General features: G+C 40.5%; 22 protein-coding genes. 8 read left to right on the forward strand and 14 right to left on the reverse strand.

Going from position 1 to position 15,815, the window contains the following annotated elements; translation table 11 throughout:
• Nucleotides 1-9 precede the first annotated feature (9 nt).
• The 5 genes from gldF (at nt 10) to dnaN (ending at nt 3,583) form a co-directional block, all read left to right on the forward strand.
• Nucleotides 10-660 (forward strand): gliding motility-associated ABC transporter permease subunit GldF, encoded by a 651-nt coding sequence (gldF, locus tag V8V91_RS19140; protein ID WP_373396809.1) that lies wholly within the window; start codon nt 10-12, stop codon nt 658-660.
• The gene (locus V8V91_RS19145) at nt 657-914 is read left to right on the forward strand and encodes a Gldg family protein (protein WP_373396810.1); all 258 of its coding nucleotides are present in this window, start codon (nt 657-659) and stop codon (nt 912-914) included. Before gldF ends, V8V91_RS19145 begins: the two co-directional genes overlap by 4 nt.
• On the forward strand, nt 868-2,103 hold the full coding sequence (gene gldG, locus V8V91_RS19150) for a gliding motility-associated ABC transporter substrate-binding protein GldG (RefSeq protein ID WP_373396811.1): 1,236 nt from the start codon (nt 868-870) through the stop codon (nt 2,101-2,103). Before V8V91_RS19145 ends, gldG begins: the two co-directional genes overlap by 47 nt.
• Nucleotides 2,076-2,339, forward strand: a complete 264-nt coding sequence (locus V8V91_RS19155) for a hypothetical protein (RefSeq protein WP_373396812.1) — start codon at nt 2,076-2,078, stop codon at nt 2,337-2,339. The genes gldG and V8V91_RS19155 overlap by 28 nt, the downstream gene beginning before the upstream one ends.
• Nucleotides 2,340-2,458: 119 nt before the next feature.
• Entirely contained in the window at nt 2,459-3,583 is a 1,125-nt protein-coding gene (gene dnaN / locus V8V91_RS19160; protein ID WP_074226811.1) for a DNA polymerase III subunit beta, read from the forward strand.
• A 67-nt stretch (nt 3,584-3,650) separates the two neighbouring features.
• On the opposite strand, the gene V8V91_RS19165 is transcribed toward dnaN, so the two are convergent.
• On the reverse strand, nt 3,651-3,899 hold the full coding sequence (locus V8V91_RS19165) for a VF530 family DNA-binding protein (RefSeq protein WP_373396813.1): 249 nt from the start codon (nt 3,897-3,899) through the stop codon (nt 3,651-3,653).
• A 164-nt stretch (nt 3,900-4,063) separates the two neighbouring features.
• On the opposite strand from V8V91_RS19165, the gene V8V91_RS19170 reads away from it, so the two are divergent.
• Complete coding sequence (locus V8V91_RS19170; RefSeq protein ID WP_373396814.1) at nt 4,064-4,291, forward strand: hypothetical protein; 228 nt, start codon at nt 4,064-4,066, stop codon at nt 4,289-4,291.
• A 12-nt stretch (nt 4,292-4,303) separates the two neighbouring features.
• Entirely contained in the window at nt 4,304-5,203 is a 900-nt protein-coding gene (locus V8V91_RS19175; protein ID WP_373396815.1) for a DUF4221 family protein, read from the forward strand.
• A gap of 39 nt (nt 5,204-5,242) precedes the next feature.
• Here the strand turns inward: V8V91_RS19175 and V8V91_RS19180 are convergent, their stop codons facing one another.
• The 10 genes from V8V91_RS19180 to V8V91_RS19225 all read right to left on the reverse strand — a co-directional run bounded on the left by V8V91_RS19180 (nt 5,243) and on the right by V8V91_RS19225 (nt 12,074).
• Complete coding sequence (locus V8V91_RS19180; RefSeq protein WP_373396816.1) at nt 5,243-5,488, reverse strand: hypothetical protein; 246 nt, start codon at nt 5,486-5,488, stop codon at nt 5,243-5,245.
• A gap of 167 nt (nt 5,489-5,655) precedes the next feature.
• Nucleotides 5,656-6,012: an META domain-containing protein gene (locus V8V91_RS19185; RefSeq protein ID WP_373396817.1), complete on the reverse strand. Its 357-nt coding sequence runs from the start codon at nt 6,010-6,012 to the stop codon at nt 5,656-5,658.
• A 104-nt stretch (nt 6,013-6,116) separates the two neighbouring features.
• Nucleotides 6,117-6,533 carry a VOC family protein gene (locus tag V8V91_RS19190; protein WP_373396818.1) on the reverse strand — a complete coding sequence of 139 codons (417 nt, stop codon included), beginning with the start codon at nt 6,531-6,533 and terminating at the stop codon, nt 6,117-6,119.
• A 72-nt stretch (nt 6,534-6,605) separates the two neighbouring features.
• A complete protein-coding gene (locus tag V8V91_RS19195; protein ID WP_373396819.1) occupies nt 6,606-7,154 on the reverse strand; it encodes a carboxymuconolactone decarboxylase family protein in 549 nt (182 codons plus the stop codon).
• Between the two features lie 108 nt (nt 7,155-7,262).
• Nucleotides 7,263-7,703: a helix-turn-helix domain-containing protein gene (locus V8V91_RS19200; RefSeq protein ID WP_373400755.1), complete on the reverse strand. Its 441-nt coding sequence runs from the start codon at nt 7,701-7,703 to the stop codon at nt 7,263-7,265.
• A gap of 23 nt (nt 7,704-7,726) precedes the next feature.
• The gene (locus V8V91_RS19205; RefSeq protein ID WP_373396820.1) at nt 7,727-8,083 is read right to left on the reverse strand and encodes a hypothetical protein; all 357 of its coding nucleotides are present in this window, start codon (nt 8,081-8,083) and stop codon (nt 7,727-7,729) included.
• 59 nt (nt 8,084-8,142) lie between these two features.
• Entirely contained in the window at nt 8,143-8,505 is a 363-nt protein-coding gene (locus tag V8V91_RS19210; protein ID WP_373396821.1) for a glyoxalase/bleomycin resistance/extradiol dioxygenase family protein, read from the reverse strand.
• A gap of 57 nt (nt 8,506-8,562) precedes the next feature.
• Entirely contained in the window at nt 8,563-9,513 is a 951-nt protein-coding gene (locus V8V91_RS19215) for a TIM barrel protein (RefSeq protein WP_373396822.1), read from the reverse strand.
• 48 nt (nt 9,514-9,561) lie between these two features.
• The gene (locus V8V91_RS19220; RefSeq protein WP_373396823.1) at nt 9,562-11,076 is read right to left on the reverse strand and encodes a Gfo/Idh/MocA family protein; all 1,515 of its coding nucleotides are present in this window, start codon (nt 11,074-11,076) and stop codon (nt 9,562-9,564) included.
• A gap of 68 nt (nt 11,077-11,144) precedes the next feature.
• Nucleotides 11,145-12,074, reverse strand: coding sequence for a nucleoside hydrolase (locus V8V91_RS19225; RefSeq protein ID WP_373396824.1), 930 nt, complete (start codon nt 12,072-12,074; stop codon nt 11,145-11,147).
• A gap of 583 nt (nt 12,075-12,657) precedes the next feature.
• Here V8V91_RS19225 and V8V91_RS19230 point away from each other — a divergent pair.
• Entirely contained in the window at nt 12,658-14,259 is a 1,602-nt protein-coding gene (locus V8V91_RS19230; RefSeq protein ID WP_373396825.1) for a sulfatase, read from the forward strand.
• 2 nt (nt 14,260-14,261) lie between these two features.
• Here the strand turns inward: V8V91_RS19230 and V8V91_RS19235 are convergent, their stop codons facing one another.
• The 3 genes from V8V91_RS19235 to V8V91_RS19245 form a co-directional block, all read right to left on the reverse strand.
• Nucleotides 14,262-15,110 carry a sulfatase/phosphatase domain-containing protein gene (locus tag V8V91_RS19235; RefSeq protein ID WP_373396826.1) on the reverse strand — a complete coding sequence of 283 codons (849 nt, stop codon included), beginning with the start codon at nt 15,108-15,110 and terminating at the stop codon, nt 14,262-14,264.
• Complete coding sequence (locus V8V91_RS19240) at nt 15,107-15,367, reverse strand: hypothetical protein (protein ID WP_373396827.1); 261 nt, start codon at nt 15,365-15,367, stop codon at nt 15,107-15,109. The genes V8V91_RS19235 and V8V91_RS19240 overlap by 4 nt, the downstream gene beginning before the upstream one ends.
• A gap of 68 nt (nt 15,368-15,435) precedes the next feature.
• Complete coding sequence (locus V8V91_RS19245) at nt 15,436-15,765, reverse strand: sulfatase (RefSeq protein WP_373396828.1); 330 nt, start codon at nt 15,763-15,765, stop codon at nt 15,436-15,438.
• Nucleotides 15,766-15,815: the final 50 nt, after the last annotated feature.

Genomic DNA, 15,815 nt, shown 5'->3' on the forward strand with positions numbered 1-15,815 from the left:
GTCCTGGCTTTGTTCCTTATCGCAATAGGGCTGATCGTATGGGTATTTCCAGAAAGTAGTGTGTTGGAATATGGATATGCTGACTTAGAAGCCCTATTTACTTATACTCCTTACGTATTTACATTTTTGGTTCCAGCCATAGCAATGCGGTCCATCGCAGATGAACGAAAAACCGGGACCTGGGAATTGCTTCGTACATCCCCTCTTTCCTTGTTGCAAATCGTGTTTGCCAAGTATTTTGCCTTACTGTTTTTGGTGGTGTTGGCCGTATTACCCACTTTACTCTATTTCTTTAGTATCGTTCAACTGGGAAACCCTGTAGGTAATTTGGACCAGGCAGGTTTCTTTGGATCTTGGATCGGCTTATTGATGATTGGGGCGGTCTTTGCAGCTGTAGGACTTTTTGCTAGTGCACTGACTTCTCAGCAAGTGCTGGCGTTTGTCTTGGGTGTATTCCTCTGTTTTGTCCTGTACTTTGGATTTTCTGCTTTAGCAGATCTTCAGGTAGGTGATTTTGCCTACTGGGTAGAAGAGCTGAGTTTGAGTTTCCACTATATCAATTTGAGTAGGGGAGTGGTCGATTCAAGCGATGTGTTTTTTATGCTAGGAATGGTTTGGTTATTTCTTGGATTGAGTGTTTTGACTTTGAAAAACAAATGAAAAAGTCATCATTAAATAGCGTCAAGTCTTGGCTACTCCTAGTTAGTGGTATTGTAATTTTTGCACTACTCGCTCAATTGCTCAGATTTAGAATTGACTTGACAGAGGAGAAGAGATATTCTTTGCACCCGGCAACGGAAGAGGTCCTTTCTGAGTTGACAGAACCTATTCACGTAGATATTCTTCTGGTGGGAGAAAATCTTCAGAATGAGGAGACTTCAAAAATCCGTAGAGGAGACTGTAAGAACCTTTAATGCCTATAGCCCTGAGAAAATCACCTACTCCTATTTTGACCCATTGACAGTTGCAGAATCGGAGCAAGAGGCTTTTATAGGTTCGCTTACAGCATATGGAATCAATCCTACCAACCTTTATTCACAACAAAATTCTGGACAACAGGTTCAGTTGATATTTCCTGGGATTTTGGTCAGTAATCTAGAGTATGAAACAGGAGCCTTGATTTTGAAAGGGGAACGAGGGATGTCTCCTGATGAGATATTGAATCAATCCATCGAGAATCTGGAGTTTGAGTTGAGTAATGCCATCAAGAAATTGGTGAGTCCGGAGGAATCAGCCATTGCTATGATCATGGGACATGGAGAAATGGCAGAGGATGAAGGGTACGGAATTGTGGAGGCATTGGATGGAGAATTTGAGTTGTTTAAAGTTCCATTGGAACAGGCCAAGTCGCCCGCTGATTTGGAGAATTTTAAAATCATTTTCATAGAAGGGCCAAGAGACATTTATTCTGATCGAGAGGTTTACCTCCTGGATCAATATGTCATGAATGGAGGTAACCTGGTAGTTATGGTGGATGGAGTGGCAGTAGATATTGCAGAAGCTGGTGGAGAGGGGACCTTGGCAATGCCAGTGGACTCAGGACTGGAAAACCTCCTTTTTAAGTATGGTATTCGGGTAAATAAGGACTTAATACAGGATTTGAATTTTGGTTATTTTCCGGTAATGGCCGGGAATTTTGGGAATCAGGATCAAATGGTTCCATTGCCTTGGCCATTTTTTATCCAGGCAGGTGTCATGCAAAGTCATCCGATTACCAAAGGATTGGATGTGGTTTATTATCGTTTTGCAAGTAGTTTGGATACTGTAATGGCAGAGGGAGTAAAAAAGACACCATTGATATTTTCCTCCAATAACTCACGGGTTTTGCCTGCTCCTGTCCGAGTAGCTTTCAGTGATATGGAACAAGAACCTCCGGTAGAGGCTTTCTCTGTTAAGAGTTTACCTTTGGCTTATTTGCTGGAAGGAGAGTTTACTTCCTTGTTTAAGAACAGATTTTTGCCTGAGGGTTTTTCTAAAAGAGATTTTAAAGAGTCTGGCATAGGGAAGGTAGTAGTTTTTGGAGATGGGGATGTATTTCAAAGTCAAAAAGCCTTCAAGATGGAAGCCCATTGGCCTTGGGAGAAGACCCATTCAGTCAAATGACCTTTGCCAATAAATTATTGTTGAGAAATATGGTCAAATACCTGGTAGATCCCGAGGGGATCATTGCCTCTAGGACCAGAACTTTTCAAATCCGACCATTGAATAAGGTAAAAGTTGCCCAACAAAAGACTTTTTGGCAATTAATCAACGTGGTGGCTCCTGTTGTCATTTTGCTTTTGATTGGAGCAATTGTATGGTGGATTCGTCATCAAAAATATTCTAAAAAAATAAACTAGGTAAAAAAGTACATTTTCTTGACATTAATTTCGAGTCTTTACGTTTCGGGTCAGTTCTAAATCAATTTTATTTATAAATTTACCCCATTGCGAGAATTAAAATTAATAAGCCCTTCGATATGAAATTTATTGTTTCCTCTTCTGCCTTACTCAAGCAGCTTTCTGCGATCAACGGTGTGGTGACTACCAACCCTGTTGTTCCAATTTTGGAAAACTTCCTTTTTGAGATAAAAGACAGTGTCTTGACCATTACTGCTTCGGATCTTCAAACTTCGATGATTACCGAAATCGCCGTAGAGGCAAAAGAAGATGGAAATATTGCTGTCCCCGCTCGTATTTTGATCGAAACTTTGAAAAACTTGCCTGAGCAGCCAGTTACTTTCAGTATTGATCATGATACTTATGCTGTTGAAATCAGCTCTGACAATGGTCGATATAGACTTGCGGGAGAAAATGCAACTGATTTCCCTAAGATCCCAACTGTAAGCAATGCTACTACTGTGGACATGTCCACTGAGGTGCTTGCGAGCGCAGTTTCCAATACAATTTTTGCTACCAGCTCAGACGAGTTGAGACCGGCAATGACAGGTGTTTACATTAACCTTAGCCCTACCAATACCACATTCGTGGCCACAGATGGTCATCGATTGGTACGATATAGAAGAGTAGATGTAGCTTCTTCGGATGCTGCAAGTTTGATTATCCCTCGAAAGGCTTTGAACTTACTTAAATCTACTTTACCATCTGAGAATGTGCCTGTATCTGTAGAGTTCAATCAGTCCAATGCCTATTTCAAGTTCAATAGCATCAAGATGATCTGTAGATTGATTGATGAGCGATTCCCGGATTATGAAAATGTAATCCCTGCTGAGAATCCAAACTTGATGACCATTGATCGTTCTGAATTATTAAGTTCTTTGAGACGTATTGCGATCTATGCCAATAAGACCACTCATCAGGTAAGATTGAAGTTGACAGGAAGTGAATTGATGATTTCAGCAGAAGATCTTGATTTCTCCAATGAAGCGAATGAAAGACTTTCTTGCGAACATGATGGAGAGGATATTGAAATCGGATTCAATGCGAAATTCTTGGTAGAAATGTTGAACAACCTTTCTTGCAAAGAAGTGACCTTGAAATTCTCTGCTCCAAATAGAGCTGGTTTGATTTTACCGGCAGAGCAAGACGAAAACGAAGACATCCTAATGCTGGTGATGCCAGTGATGTTAAATAATTACGTATAACAACCACAACCCATAAAGCGAAAAGCCCGGAGAATCCTTTGGGCTTTTTTTATTGGAATTGTATAGGTTATTTTTTCTTGGCATCCCTCAATGACTTGAGGTATAATCCTTCCACACGATCCCGGGCCCAGGGAGTTTTTCTTAAAAATTTTAAACTGGAATTGATCGATGGATCATGGGTAAAACATCGGATGGTAATTCGCTGCCCTAGCTCTTCCCAGCCATAGTAGTTTACCAAATGCTCTACCATATCAACCAGCTTAACGCCATGAAGTGGATTGTTGGGTTGAGATTCAGGGTTAGTAGAGTCGGACATGGATACAAATAATTTTCTTCCAAAAATACACTTTCAATCCGGAAACAAACCTTTCGCGGATCCCACTTTTTTGGGAATTATTCAAGTTTGACTAACTAGATAACGGGTTGAATGAAAAATATATTAGTTTACAGAATTGTTTATCTATTTAACTCGTAGAAATTTTGAAATACTTGGTTTTTTCACTCCTTTTCTTGGTGAATATTTCATGCAATACTAAAGAGTCCAATCAAACCATCCAATGGTCCTTGGTTTCTTCTCCAGATAATATCGCTATTCCATTAAATGATAGCACTGCAAATATCAGTGTGGGACTTCAACATTATTTGGGAGAAAAACCCTATTTATTCAACGCTAATTGGAATACCAATACTCTTCAAATATACGATTAGGAAAAAGAGGCTTTGATCAAGGAATTGACTTTTGAACAGGAGGGAGAGCAAGGATTGAGGATGGATTATTTTCATGTTCAAACCTTAGATAGCATCTTAATTTTTCCTTCCACTGGCAATGAGATTGTTCTTACGGATACTTCTGGTCATGTGAAAAATAAGATAAAAGTAAAGTCTCCTGAAGGCTATGCTGGGTTATTTCTTCATAACAGCTATTATTTATCTCCTCCTCAAATAAGCGGAAATAGATTAATAGGGCGTGTAAGGGGGATGGTTCGACCCAACGAAATAAATCAAGAACAATTGAACTCGATGTCCCTCTTAATGTCTGTTAATCTTAAAGATGAAAGTATAAGTTTATTACCCTTTGGTTTTCCTGAGGATTATTTAGAAAATGGACAAAAGCAGTTGGAATTCAGCATTCTTAAGAATGGCGATCAAACAGTAGTCTCATTCATGGGGGATCATAAAATTTACTTTAAAGGCTCAGAAGAAGAGACTTGGCAATCCAAAATCTGTAAAAGTTCTTTTTTGGATGAAAGTATGCCTACATTTCCCAAGGACATAGATAGTAGAGGCTACAATACCTATGCTTTGGCTACATCAAGGTACGAATCATTGGTTTTTGATCCTTTTAGGAAGGTGTATTACAGATTTGCATATCCCACGATTCAAATAGAAAGTGATGAAAAGTTAAGGTCATTGAGGACTAATCCAGGACCTTTTGTCATTATGGTTATGGATAGAGATTTTAACATCCTGACAGAAAGAAAATTTGATGCAGGAAGGTATTTTCCTAGCAATTACTTTGTAGGTGAAAAAGGATTGTATCTTTCAACCAATCATCCCGAAAACCCAGAGGCGAAAGAGGATTTTCTTAATTTTGAATTATTGGAATTGATTGAAGAATGATCTAAAGGGTTGTTATTATTGACCTAGTATTAGAATAAGTTACTTGCCCGCCATTCTAGCCTCCACTTCTACTTTGGCCCGTTTGGTCAATAGTATGTTTCCAACTGAATCATATTCCAGCTCTATTTTTTTCAAGGCTGGATCTCCACCCTTGCCAGGCAGATCCCAAGCCAAAGAAGTCATTCCATTGGTCAGCACTCCCACCCCTTTGGCATCATATTCTTTTTCTGTACCATCAGCCATAAAGACACGGACTTTTTCAGTTTTACCGTTCCCTGGATACATTTAATCCTGATTTTATCAACTTTCCTCTCTCCTGGCATGGGATTTACCACATCTTTTTCTGCTTTAAAATTGACTGTTTTTTCAGCAATCACCTTCCAGTCTTGACCCTTTACGCTTAAGCTGGCCAGACAGAAAAAGTAAGAAGTACAATGAATAGCTTTTTCATATTATTTTCTGGTTAGTCTCATAATCGCCATATCTCCCATGATCAAGTTCAGGGTATTTCCTTGTTCTGTGACAGAGTAAGAATTCACTTTATTCAAACTCTCTAGAAAAGTGTTTTCTCCCGACATATCTGGACACATTTTCCTGGTGACGGCCAAATTCTCTGGAATAGTAATTTTATTACCGTCCGTCGAAAACGATCCATTGAAATTGTTGCATCCTGCAAATCCCGAAATTGAATTTTCAACAGTTTGAAAGGTCACTGTGGGATTTCCATTTGGGAAGAGTTCCTGCATCCCTTTTGGGGTTCCCATGATGTAATTTGCTTCCCATTCTCCATCTAATAAGTTCGCTTTCATATTGGTGGACGGTTGAGTGGTTTTACATCCTTCTAAAACCATCAAAAAAATAAAAGTAGAACTGAGGTGTAGGATTTCAGCTTCATGATTCTGGTTTTTAAAATCTACTCCAATTTACTAAAAAATCGCTCAAGATCTTTGGGTTGGATAAAATCCCAAAGGTTTCCGTAGAGATCTTTGAATACTGAAACTATCCCAAAATTCTCATTCGAGGGTTCCCGAATAAACTCCACACCTCTGGCTGTATATTTTTTATAGTCCCTCCAAAAATCATCGGTATAAAGAAAGAGAAAAACCCGACCACCAGCTTGGAAGCCTACTTGTGCTTTTTGGGATTCATTTGCAGCCTTTGCTAGGAGCAGATGGCATGATGATCCGGGAGGGGAAACTCTTACCCATCGCTTGGTTTCATTGATTGGTGAGTCTTCCAACAATTCAAAATCCAGGGTTTTGGTATAATAAGCAATGGCTTCATCATAGTCATTGACTAAAAGTGAAATTTGTCCTAATAGTTGTGTCATCCCCTAAAGTTACTAGGTTGAGGGCATAAAAAAAGCCAGATTTTCTCTGGCTTTTTCAGTCTCAATTTTGGCTTAGTTTTCTATTTCCACCAATTCAGGAGCGATCGGAAAATCAATCTCAAAGCCAGTCAAATTATGGATGTAATTAGAAATGATTTTGTCCCCAATCACGATTACAACATCGATCAGATTGGCTTCCGTATAGCCTGCAGCAAAAAAAGCTTCTTTGGCTTTTTGGCTTGCTTTTCCTCTATTGATGGTAACGGATTGGGTAAATGCTGCCAATGCATCCAGCTTTGGATCAAATGTAGCAGAACCTCCTCTTATCTCTAAAATTTGATCTTCAGTGAATCCATTTAATTTCCCTAATGCAGTGTGCGCAGATTGGCAATATCTACATTCATTGACCTGGGAAACCACCAAGTTGATGATTTCTCTTTCTTTTGCTCTTAAGCTTGACTTGCGGTTTTGAAGGGTTAAATAATCCCCTAAGGCGGTTTCGTTTTTGGCAAAGTAAGCATAGAGGTTTGGCACAAATCCTAGACCTTTGTTTAGTTGGTCAAAAATAGACTGGTTAGCTGGGCTAACTTCTTCTCTAGTTGGAACGCTGTAATTTTTCATGTGGTACTGTTTTTTGTGGTTGAAATAAAATAACAGTACAAAGATGCAGGAAGATGAAAGGGCAGGGTTAGTCTATATTTCCCTAGAAGTTGGCAATTTTTCCCTGATTTAAAGATTCCTTGAATTCTGAGGGAGAAATTCCTTCGTTTTTTTGAAAAACCGGCTGAAAGCCTGGATATCTTCAAAACCTAATACATAACCGATTTCTTTGATGGATTTATCGGTATAGCCCAGCAGCCTTCTTGCTTCCAACATGGTTCTGTCATGAATGTAACTCAAAGGTGATTTTGCCCCAGGTTTAGAAAATAGGTTAGCGACAGTTTTGGGTGACTTATTCAATAAATCGGCATATTCAGCGACTGATTTTTTGGTTTTAAAGTGCTTTTCTACCAAGAAATTATACTCTCGAATCAAGTCAGAATGAGGCTGGTCCAATGCACTGAAATTTTTATGATTTTTGAAGATCCGGGTACACAGGATTAATAATCTCTTTAAAAGCATTTGAAGCATTTCAAGTTGAAGTGCATCTTCATTTTCTGATAGTTCCATCAAGAAAATGTTCCACAACGCGTTCAACTTCTCTTGATCCGGTTCAGCCAGTTGAATAATGGGGAGTTGTGAAGAACCAAAAAAAGAATGCCTTTACAACCTACTTCAGAGTCATGATCCAAAATACAGAAAAAGGGCCTGTTGAATCGGATCAACCTTGCTTTTGAAATGGATAGTATTTCCACTTGATGAAATTCTGTCAGACAAATGATTTCATCTTTTTGAAAGGAATATTTTTTTCCGTCTATTCTCAGTTCAGATTCTTCCAATATCCAAATTAGGGTTTGTGCAGAAGGAATTTGTTCTTTGACTAAGTCGCAGTTGTTGGAAGTGATGCATTCAATTCTAAGATACTCTTTGGAAGGGCCCTGGTATAGCATAGAAAAATGGTATTAAACCATTAAATACCAATTTTTAATTGGAAAAGTTCCGAAACGGATTAAACGTCCTCTACAAAAAAGATTGCATTGTTATTCAAATCATATAATCCGAATTCATGTGTTCCCCAGGGGGTATTCTTTCTTAATTTATCTTTTGGAACCACTCCTTTCGCGACCAATGAGTTGAAATAATTGTCAATATTTTTTACAAAAATTCGAACTACAGATCCTCCTAGTAAAGGGTCATCTTCGGTATCTGCATGCCATTGGAGATGTAGCCAAACTGTTTTGAAATGAATGCCTACATACATGGAGTCTCCAAAAATTTTCTTAAAACCTAAATTCTCCTCATACCAACGTAAATCTCTTTCAATATCACTAGAAGGTAGAACTGGAATGGTTGATAAAAATTCTGTTTTCATATTTGGGGTTTAAAAAAAGGATTCAATACCTAATACTGAATCCTTCCCTTTTAGGTTTTACCCTTCCGCTTCCAAGGTTCTTCTTACATCCTCCAAGCCCCTTCTTATTTCAAAAATACTATCCCATTCTCGGCCTTCCACTCCATGTTCTATTCCTACATAGCCATGGAAGTCATGGGCTAATACGATTTTTATCATTCTAGTATAGTCCAATGGATGTTCTCTTCCCTGATCATCCCATACTACTGGTTTGAGACTGACTCCTTTGGCATAGGGCATTAATTCATCTACTCCGCGATAAGAGTCGTAAGAAATATTTTTATCACCCTCAGAGGCAATTCTGAAATTCCCAAAGTCTGGCAAGGTGCCTGCACGGGGATGCCCTGTCTCTTTGATCATTTCCGCCAACCATTTGGCATTGCTTGAAAAGCCTCCATGATTTTCAATGATCACATTGATGTCAAAATCGTCTGCAAATTCACAGAGTTGTCTCAATCCTGAACTGGTAATGTCCATGGCAGTCTTTTCATCTGCAGGATTGGTACTCCATGGCACTGCTGAATAGGCATTGACACGGATGGCATGGCAACCAAGAAACTTGGCTGCTTCTACCCATTTCTTATGATTTTCTACTGTTTGTTTCCTTCCTTCGGAGGTGGCGGCTCCCAACATCCCCTCTCCATCACACATGATGAGGACTGAGGTCACTCCCTCACCATCTGCCCGGGTTTTCATTTCTCTCAAATAGGCCATGTCTTGGGCTTTGTCTTTAAAGAACTGATTTACATATTCCACCGCATCGATCTCATGTTGCTTCGCCAAAATCGGGAAATCCAAATGGTCGATTTTACCTGAAAACAATGCCTTGTTTAATGACCATTCGGCCAATGAGATTTTGAAAAGTGGGTCTGCTGCTTTTTTAGTGGTAAAGGCAAACTGGGGCAGTCCTAGCCCTACGGCAGCACTGGCAAGTCCTGCTGATTTTAAGAATTCTCTTCTGTTTTTCATGGTGTAGATTTTTTGGGTAAAATAAAAATTAAGTGGAAAGTATGATAGTTAAATTTCCCAGCCTTTTCTGTAGGCTCTGGTCATATATTGATTGGCGGATTCGTCATTGGTGATTTTAGGCTCACTGGCATCAAACTCCACTCTTTTGCCAGTTCTAAGCGCTATCGCCCCTAGATTTATGGTATCTGTAATCGTTTTGGCACGGATAAAACTTCCTGGAGTCTGGGTTTTTGATTTCACCGCTTCTACCCACATATCTGTTTTTCTATCTACTTCCCTGGAATTGATTTTTTCGGATGCTGGCCTTAAATCCATTCTGCTTTCAGGAAGTAAAACAGGGTTTTCACCTCTAAAACCTCCTAAGATTTTACCTTTTGTCCCTACTAGCATCAATCCTTCTTCAGGTGTGTCCTTTCCTTCCATTTCCAATTCTTCGGGTGCGAAAGGCTTCATCCCCCCATCGTACCAAAATAGGTCAAAGGAGGGAAGGCCTTTTTGTTTAGGGAATTTCCACTTAATCATACAGCTGGCAGGGAATGCCACATCATTTTCCACCCAATGGTAAACATGGTCGATCTCTTCCCGTGTGGAGGTCCCAAATGCTTTTGCTGCGACGGGGGACTGATCTATTCCCAAGGTTTCAAATAATGGGAAAAGGCTATAATGTCCCATGTCTGCTACTGATCCACCTCCGAAATCGTACCAGCCCCTAAATACATTATTGGTATAATGTGGATGGTAAGGCATGTCAGGAACTGGACCCAACCATAAGTCCCAATTAAATCCATTGGGGATGGGAGGAGTATCAGTGGGTCTTTTGGTCCATTGTTGCCAAACAGGTCGGTAGGACCAGTTATGAATTTCTTTCAAATCTCCAATCAAGCCCTCGTCCATCCAAGCTTTGATCTGACGGTATTCAGGTCGATCTGACCAAGCCAATAAATGCGTGGTTACCCCGGAAGATTTCGCTTGGTCTATGACTTTTCTTCCTTCTATCAATCGATTGGAAATGGGCTTGTGGGTCACCACATGAACCCCATTTTTCAATGCCTCTATGGCAATGGAGGCATGGGTATGATCTGGGGTCATGATTTTTACTACATCGATCCCTTTTTCCTTTGCAAATAGCTCTCTGAAATCCTCATAAGAGGCACAACCAGAATAGGTACCTCCGGGCGTATTCTTGGAATAGTACTTTTCTACATAGGCTTGACCTACTTCTCGACCTCCTGGTATTCCCTTGACATTATTCCACCAGGAATCGTCACCCAATACTTTTCTAATATCATTTCGAATCCCGAATGGAGACCAGTCTATGTAATCTTCCGTGTATTTATTGGAATCACAAACTGCTACCACCCGGATAGCTGGATTGAGTAGTAATCCACCCATCTCTCTTAGTCCCTGAGTGCCGCAACCAATATTGGCAACGGTAATTTGGTCAGATGGTGGGACTTTGCCAAGTCCGGCAATAACATGAGATGGAACAATGGAAAAAGAGGCTGCGATTGAGGCTGCAGTCCCTATAAATTCTCGGCGGTTAAGCTTATCGGTTGGGGACATGAAGAATTGGGTTTTGCGTTTGAATAGGAATTTAAGAAATTCCATTTAAAAAATCGGAATTCGGTACTTTACCTGGACTTGATCAATCTCCAAAACTCCTCTCTCATTTTATCTGCATCGATTTCTGTAAAGACTTGAACAACCCGAGGATTATTTTCCGGAGGGGTCATCACAGAAGAGGTTGTAGCCCACTCAGGGTGCATATAAGCCATTACCAAAGCTAAGTCCCACATGACTCTGGTTTTATCTTGGGGATTGTGGATTTGCCAACGATCCGCCAGGATTTTTTCTATCGTAACATGTTCATCCAGTCTTGAATATGTTTCATCCCGGTCAAACTTTAAGGCAAAGGAAGTGGTCGTGGTCATAATCGTGAAATCTAGTCCTTCCAGATTGAGTAAATAATCAAAGGCGTTGAGGTCGCATCGGATGTTGAATTCACTTTTGTTCCAGGCACGTGTCTGAGGTGTGTACCATGAGCCTAGGGAGAACAGGCGTATTTTATCTTTGATATCCGGAGCCAACATCAATGCGGTAGCGATATTGGTCATGGCACCGAGTGTAACCACATCCAGTTTTTCGTTTCCAACCATAGCTCGAGCAGCTGAAATGATAGCCTGAGCAGCGGGAGAATCTCTTGGGTCTTGCTGCCCCCAAGCCCGACCGATTTGCCGGTCTGCACCGAGTGGATGAGGGATGTCTGTCCGACCCATCGCAGCTAGGATTTCCTCATTGAGAAGTTGACTTTCTTCAACAGGCTTGAGGTTTGCAGTTTCGTATGCATTCCATTTTTCGAAGACATTCAGGTCGGCATTGTTGAAGTGGGCTGAGCTCAGGCCAATCAAGTTAATCCCCTCCACCTTAATCAAATAGGCAATGGCGTAAAGATCATCCATCTCATTACCGGTGTCTGAGTCGAGCCAGACTTTTTGTTGGGCGATGGAAAAGTGTTGAAACAGAAAAAAGAATGCTAAGAGAATGTAAAGAGGTTTTTTCATGGGTTTAAAGAGATTGGCTCCAAGATAAAAAAATCTTTCTTTTCGAGAGGGAGATTTTTAGGAGGTTATATGGAATTAAAGACAGAATGGTTCGACCATATATTACAAACTGCCCAAGGTTCCTAAATCATTTGGCTGAAAGATAAATTGGATTCAACAGGTGATTTAACCTTGCTTTATTTGCTTTTGAAGATTTTTGGAAAAATCCGGATATCCAAATTAAATGATTGTCCGAAATGATTCCAAGTCGTTTATTTTCTTTGGTTTACTAGCTAGAAAACCTCCCGATAGCTACGGGGGACAGGCGACCGAAGTAGTCATAAATTTAAAGTTGAGCTCATTTAATCTTGCATCAATTTCTTTCATGGTATGAAAGCGGATAATTAAATAAAATAATAAGCCAACTTAAATAAAACGGGAGTATGGATTCTTCTATTTCAGGATGGAATAGCCAAAATCCATTTTTGTGGTAGAAGAATTATTGGCTTTTCTTTTAAAAATCCTAACTTAACTTTTCCCTTGTAAAACGGAATCTCCCTATGAAACTATTGAATAGTAGCGCTCTTTTGGCATTTGTGTTGAGTTGTACTTTTTTATTTCCTGCACTGCTCCAGAAGAATCCCAATCTGATAAAAACTACCCTGATCGGCCCAATATCGTATGGATTGTAAATGAGGATATGTCTCCAGAACACTTGGGGGCATATGGAGGGACTGGGGGAAAAACACCGGTATTGGACCAATTCGCCAGCGAAAGTTTAAAGTACACCAATGCCTTTTCAACGGCTGGAGTTTGTGCACCCAGCAGAGCAGCCATCATCACAGGGGCCTATCAAACTTCGATTGGAGCCCATAATATGCGAACCTTGGGAATGTCTGCGAATGCATTAGAGGCCTACCCTGATGGCTTTAAGACCTATTCAACAGTTCTTCCAGATGGAATGCGTGGCTTTCCAGAATACCTTCGGATGATTGGGTATTATACTACCAATAACTCCAAGGAGGATTATCAGTTTGTCGCTCCCAAAACAATGTGGGATGAAAGCAGTAGAACTGCCCATTGGAAAAACAGACCTGATCCAAATCAACCTTTCTTTTCCATTTTTAATTTAACCATCTCCCATGAGTCCCAAGTTTGGGCCAGAGCGGATGAACCTCTATTGGTGGACCCGGATTCAGTGACCATTCCTCCGGTTTATCCCGATGATTCTATTTCAAGACATACCATGGCTCGGTTCATTACGAATGTGATGCGGATGGATACCCAAGTAGGAGAGATTATTCAAGAGTTAAAAGATGCAGGTCTCTATGAAAACACCATCATTTTCTATTACTCTGATCATGGAGATGGAATGCCGTATTTCAAAAGAGAAATTTACGATAGAGGTCTGAAGATTCCACTTTTTATCAAGGCACCTTTCCTTGAGCCTGGATCTGTGACCAATGAGTTGGTGAGTTTTGTGGATTTTGGACCAACCGTATTGTCCTTGGCAGGAGTGAAAATCCCTATTGCCATGCAAGGACAAGCATTTTTAGGACCTCAGAAATCTGCCCCTAGGAAATATGTGTATGCTGCACGAGATCGAATGGATTCCGAATATGATAGAGTTCGAGCGGTGAGCGATGGACGATATAAGTATATTAGAAATTATATGATTGATAGACCCAACTATCAAAACATCCAATATAGACTCAATAACCCTTTGATGATTCATCTATTGGAGCTTCATGAACAAGGGAAGTTAACTCCTGAGCAAGAGCGGTGGTTTAATGAAACAAAGCCCAAAGAGGAGCTTTACGATACACAAGTAGACCCGTGGGAATTCAACAATCTTGCGGGCAATCCGGAATATGATACCAAGTTGGAGGAGTTGCGAAAAGCGCATTTAGATTGGATCGATTACTATGGGGATTTAGGAGCGAAACCAGAAATGGAAATGGTCCGAGAATGGTGGGGAGGAATGGATCAGGCTCCAACCACAGAACCTGCGGCTATTTTATATGAAGATGGACTGGTAGCATTAAAGTCTCCTACACCTAGTGCTTCCATAGGTTATAGAAAATCCATCTCGGACGCTTGGCAGGTGTATACTAAACCATTTGAATGGAATGCCGGAGATTCATTGTATGTGCTGGCCCATCGAATTGGTTATGAACCGACCACCGAGGCAATCATCGTAAAATAAACTTATTGATCTAAGCAGGGGATGCCTCCTTTTGGATAGTTACCGAAGGGAGGCATGATTCTATATTCTTCAATCATTTTTTTGAAATCGTAATTTTCAAATTGATAGTCCGGAGTGTATCGCACTGTATCCCAATAAAGACTTCTGGGTTCTGTAGCTCTTAAATCGCCTGTTTTTTCCATCCAATTTTGGAGTTTCTCTCTCATGTTAGCTTTAACTTCGGAAAAGGTATTATCCTCTGCTAAGTTTATCAATTGGTAAGGATCGTTGACCACATCATACAACTCTTCTTCAGGTCTTTTCTCAAATGCCAATTTGAAATAATCTGGCTGTCCAGGAATGGGGTTTCCTTCCATATTCATGATCAAAAACTTGGTAATGGAGTTATCAATGTCCCCATATTGGCCCACTGATACATGCACACTCGGATCACCTGCCGGGTTTCTTTCAGGCATCATATTTCGGATGTATAAAAACTGATGATCCCTAACCGCTCTCATAGGATAGGATAGATCTCCTTTCCTTACATTAGCATGGCGTTCCCGCTCCAAGTACACTTGACCGCGGTCTTGCTGTTTCCCTGCCAAAAGAGGCCAAAGCGATTGGCCAGTCATGGTTTCCTGCTCTTGTCCGGCAGCTTCTATAAAACTGGGAGCGAAGTCTACAAAATTCACAAACTCGTCAATGACTGTTCCTGCATTTATTTTCTCAGGCCATCTTATCGCGAGCGGCATTCTGGTGCCATAATCATAAAGATTGGCTTTTGCTCTAGGGAAAGGCATTCCGTTGTCACTGGTCATGACAATGATGGTATTGTCCAAAATTCCGGCTTCTTCCAGCAGTTTGATCAAATGACCGCATTCTCTATCAAACCTTTCGACCTCAAAATAATAGTCCAGGATATCATTTCTAACGCAATCATTATCTGGGAAAAACCTGGAACAGTCACGTCTTCAAGATACATTCCTGTTTGGATTCCTGTATTCGGTTCATAGGTTCGGTGGGGGTCTGTACTTCCAAACCAAAAAGTGAATGGTTGATCTTTCGGCTTAGACTTTAAAAATGTCTCGAAATCCTCGAATGACTTACCTGCCGGATTATGGTCCAATCCTCTGACTTTATAGTCTCCTGGTGCCCATCCTTTGCGTGTTGACCCAGTGAAATACCCATCTTTTTCTAGGATAGAAACATAAGTTGGGAATTGTGCTGGAAATTCAGACCAAAGATTTCCCCATCTTCATTTTGATGTGGATAGCGGCCTAAAAGCACAGCGGCTCGCGAAGGAGAACAGGAAGGAGAAGCCGTATAGGCATTGGTAAATAAGGCCCCTTCCCTAGCTAATCGGTCAAAAGTAGGAGTTCGAACGATGGGATCCCCATATACTCCCGCATGGGGAAATGACCAATCATCCGCGATTAGGAATAAAATATTGGGTTTGCTCTTTTGACTGAATGAGTAGGAAGCGAAGGAAAAAAGAAGTGCAAAAAACAGAGATAACTTTTTCATTACTTTGGGTCTAATGAGGAATTTAAGACCTTTTGATTTTTTATCCAATT

Source organism: Algoriphagus halophilus, from assembly GCF_041729275.1.
Lineage (GTDB): Bacteria > Bacteroidota > Bacteroidia > Cytophagales > Cyclobacteriaceae > Algoriphagus > Algoriphagus halophilus_A.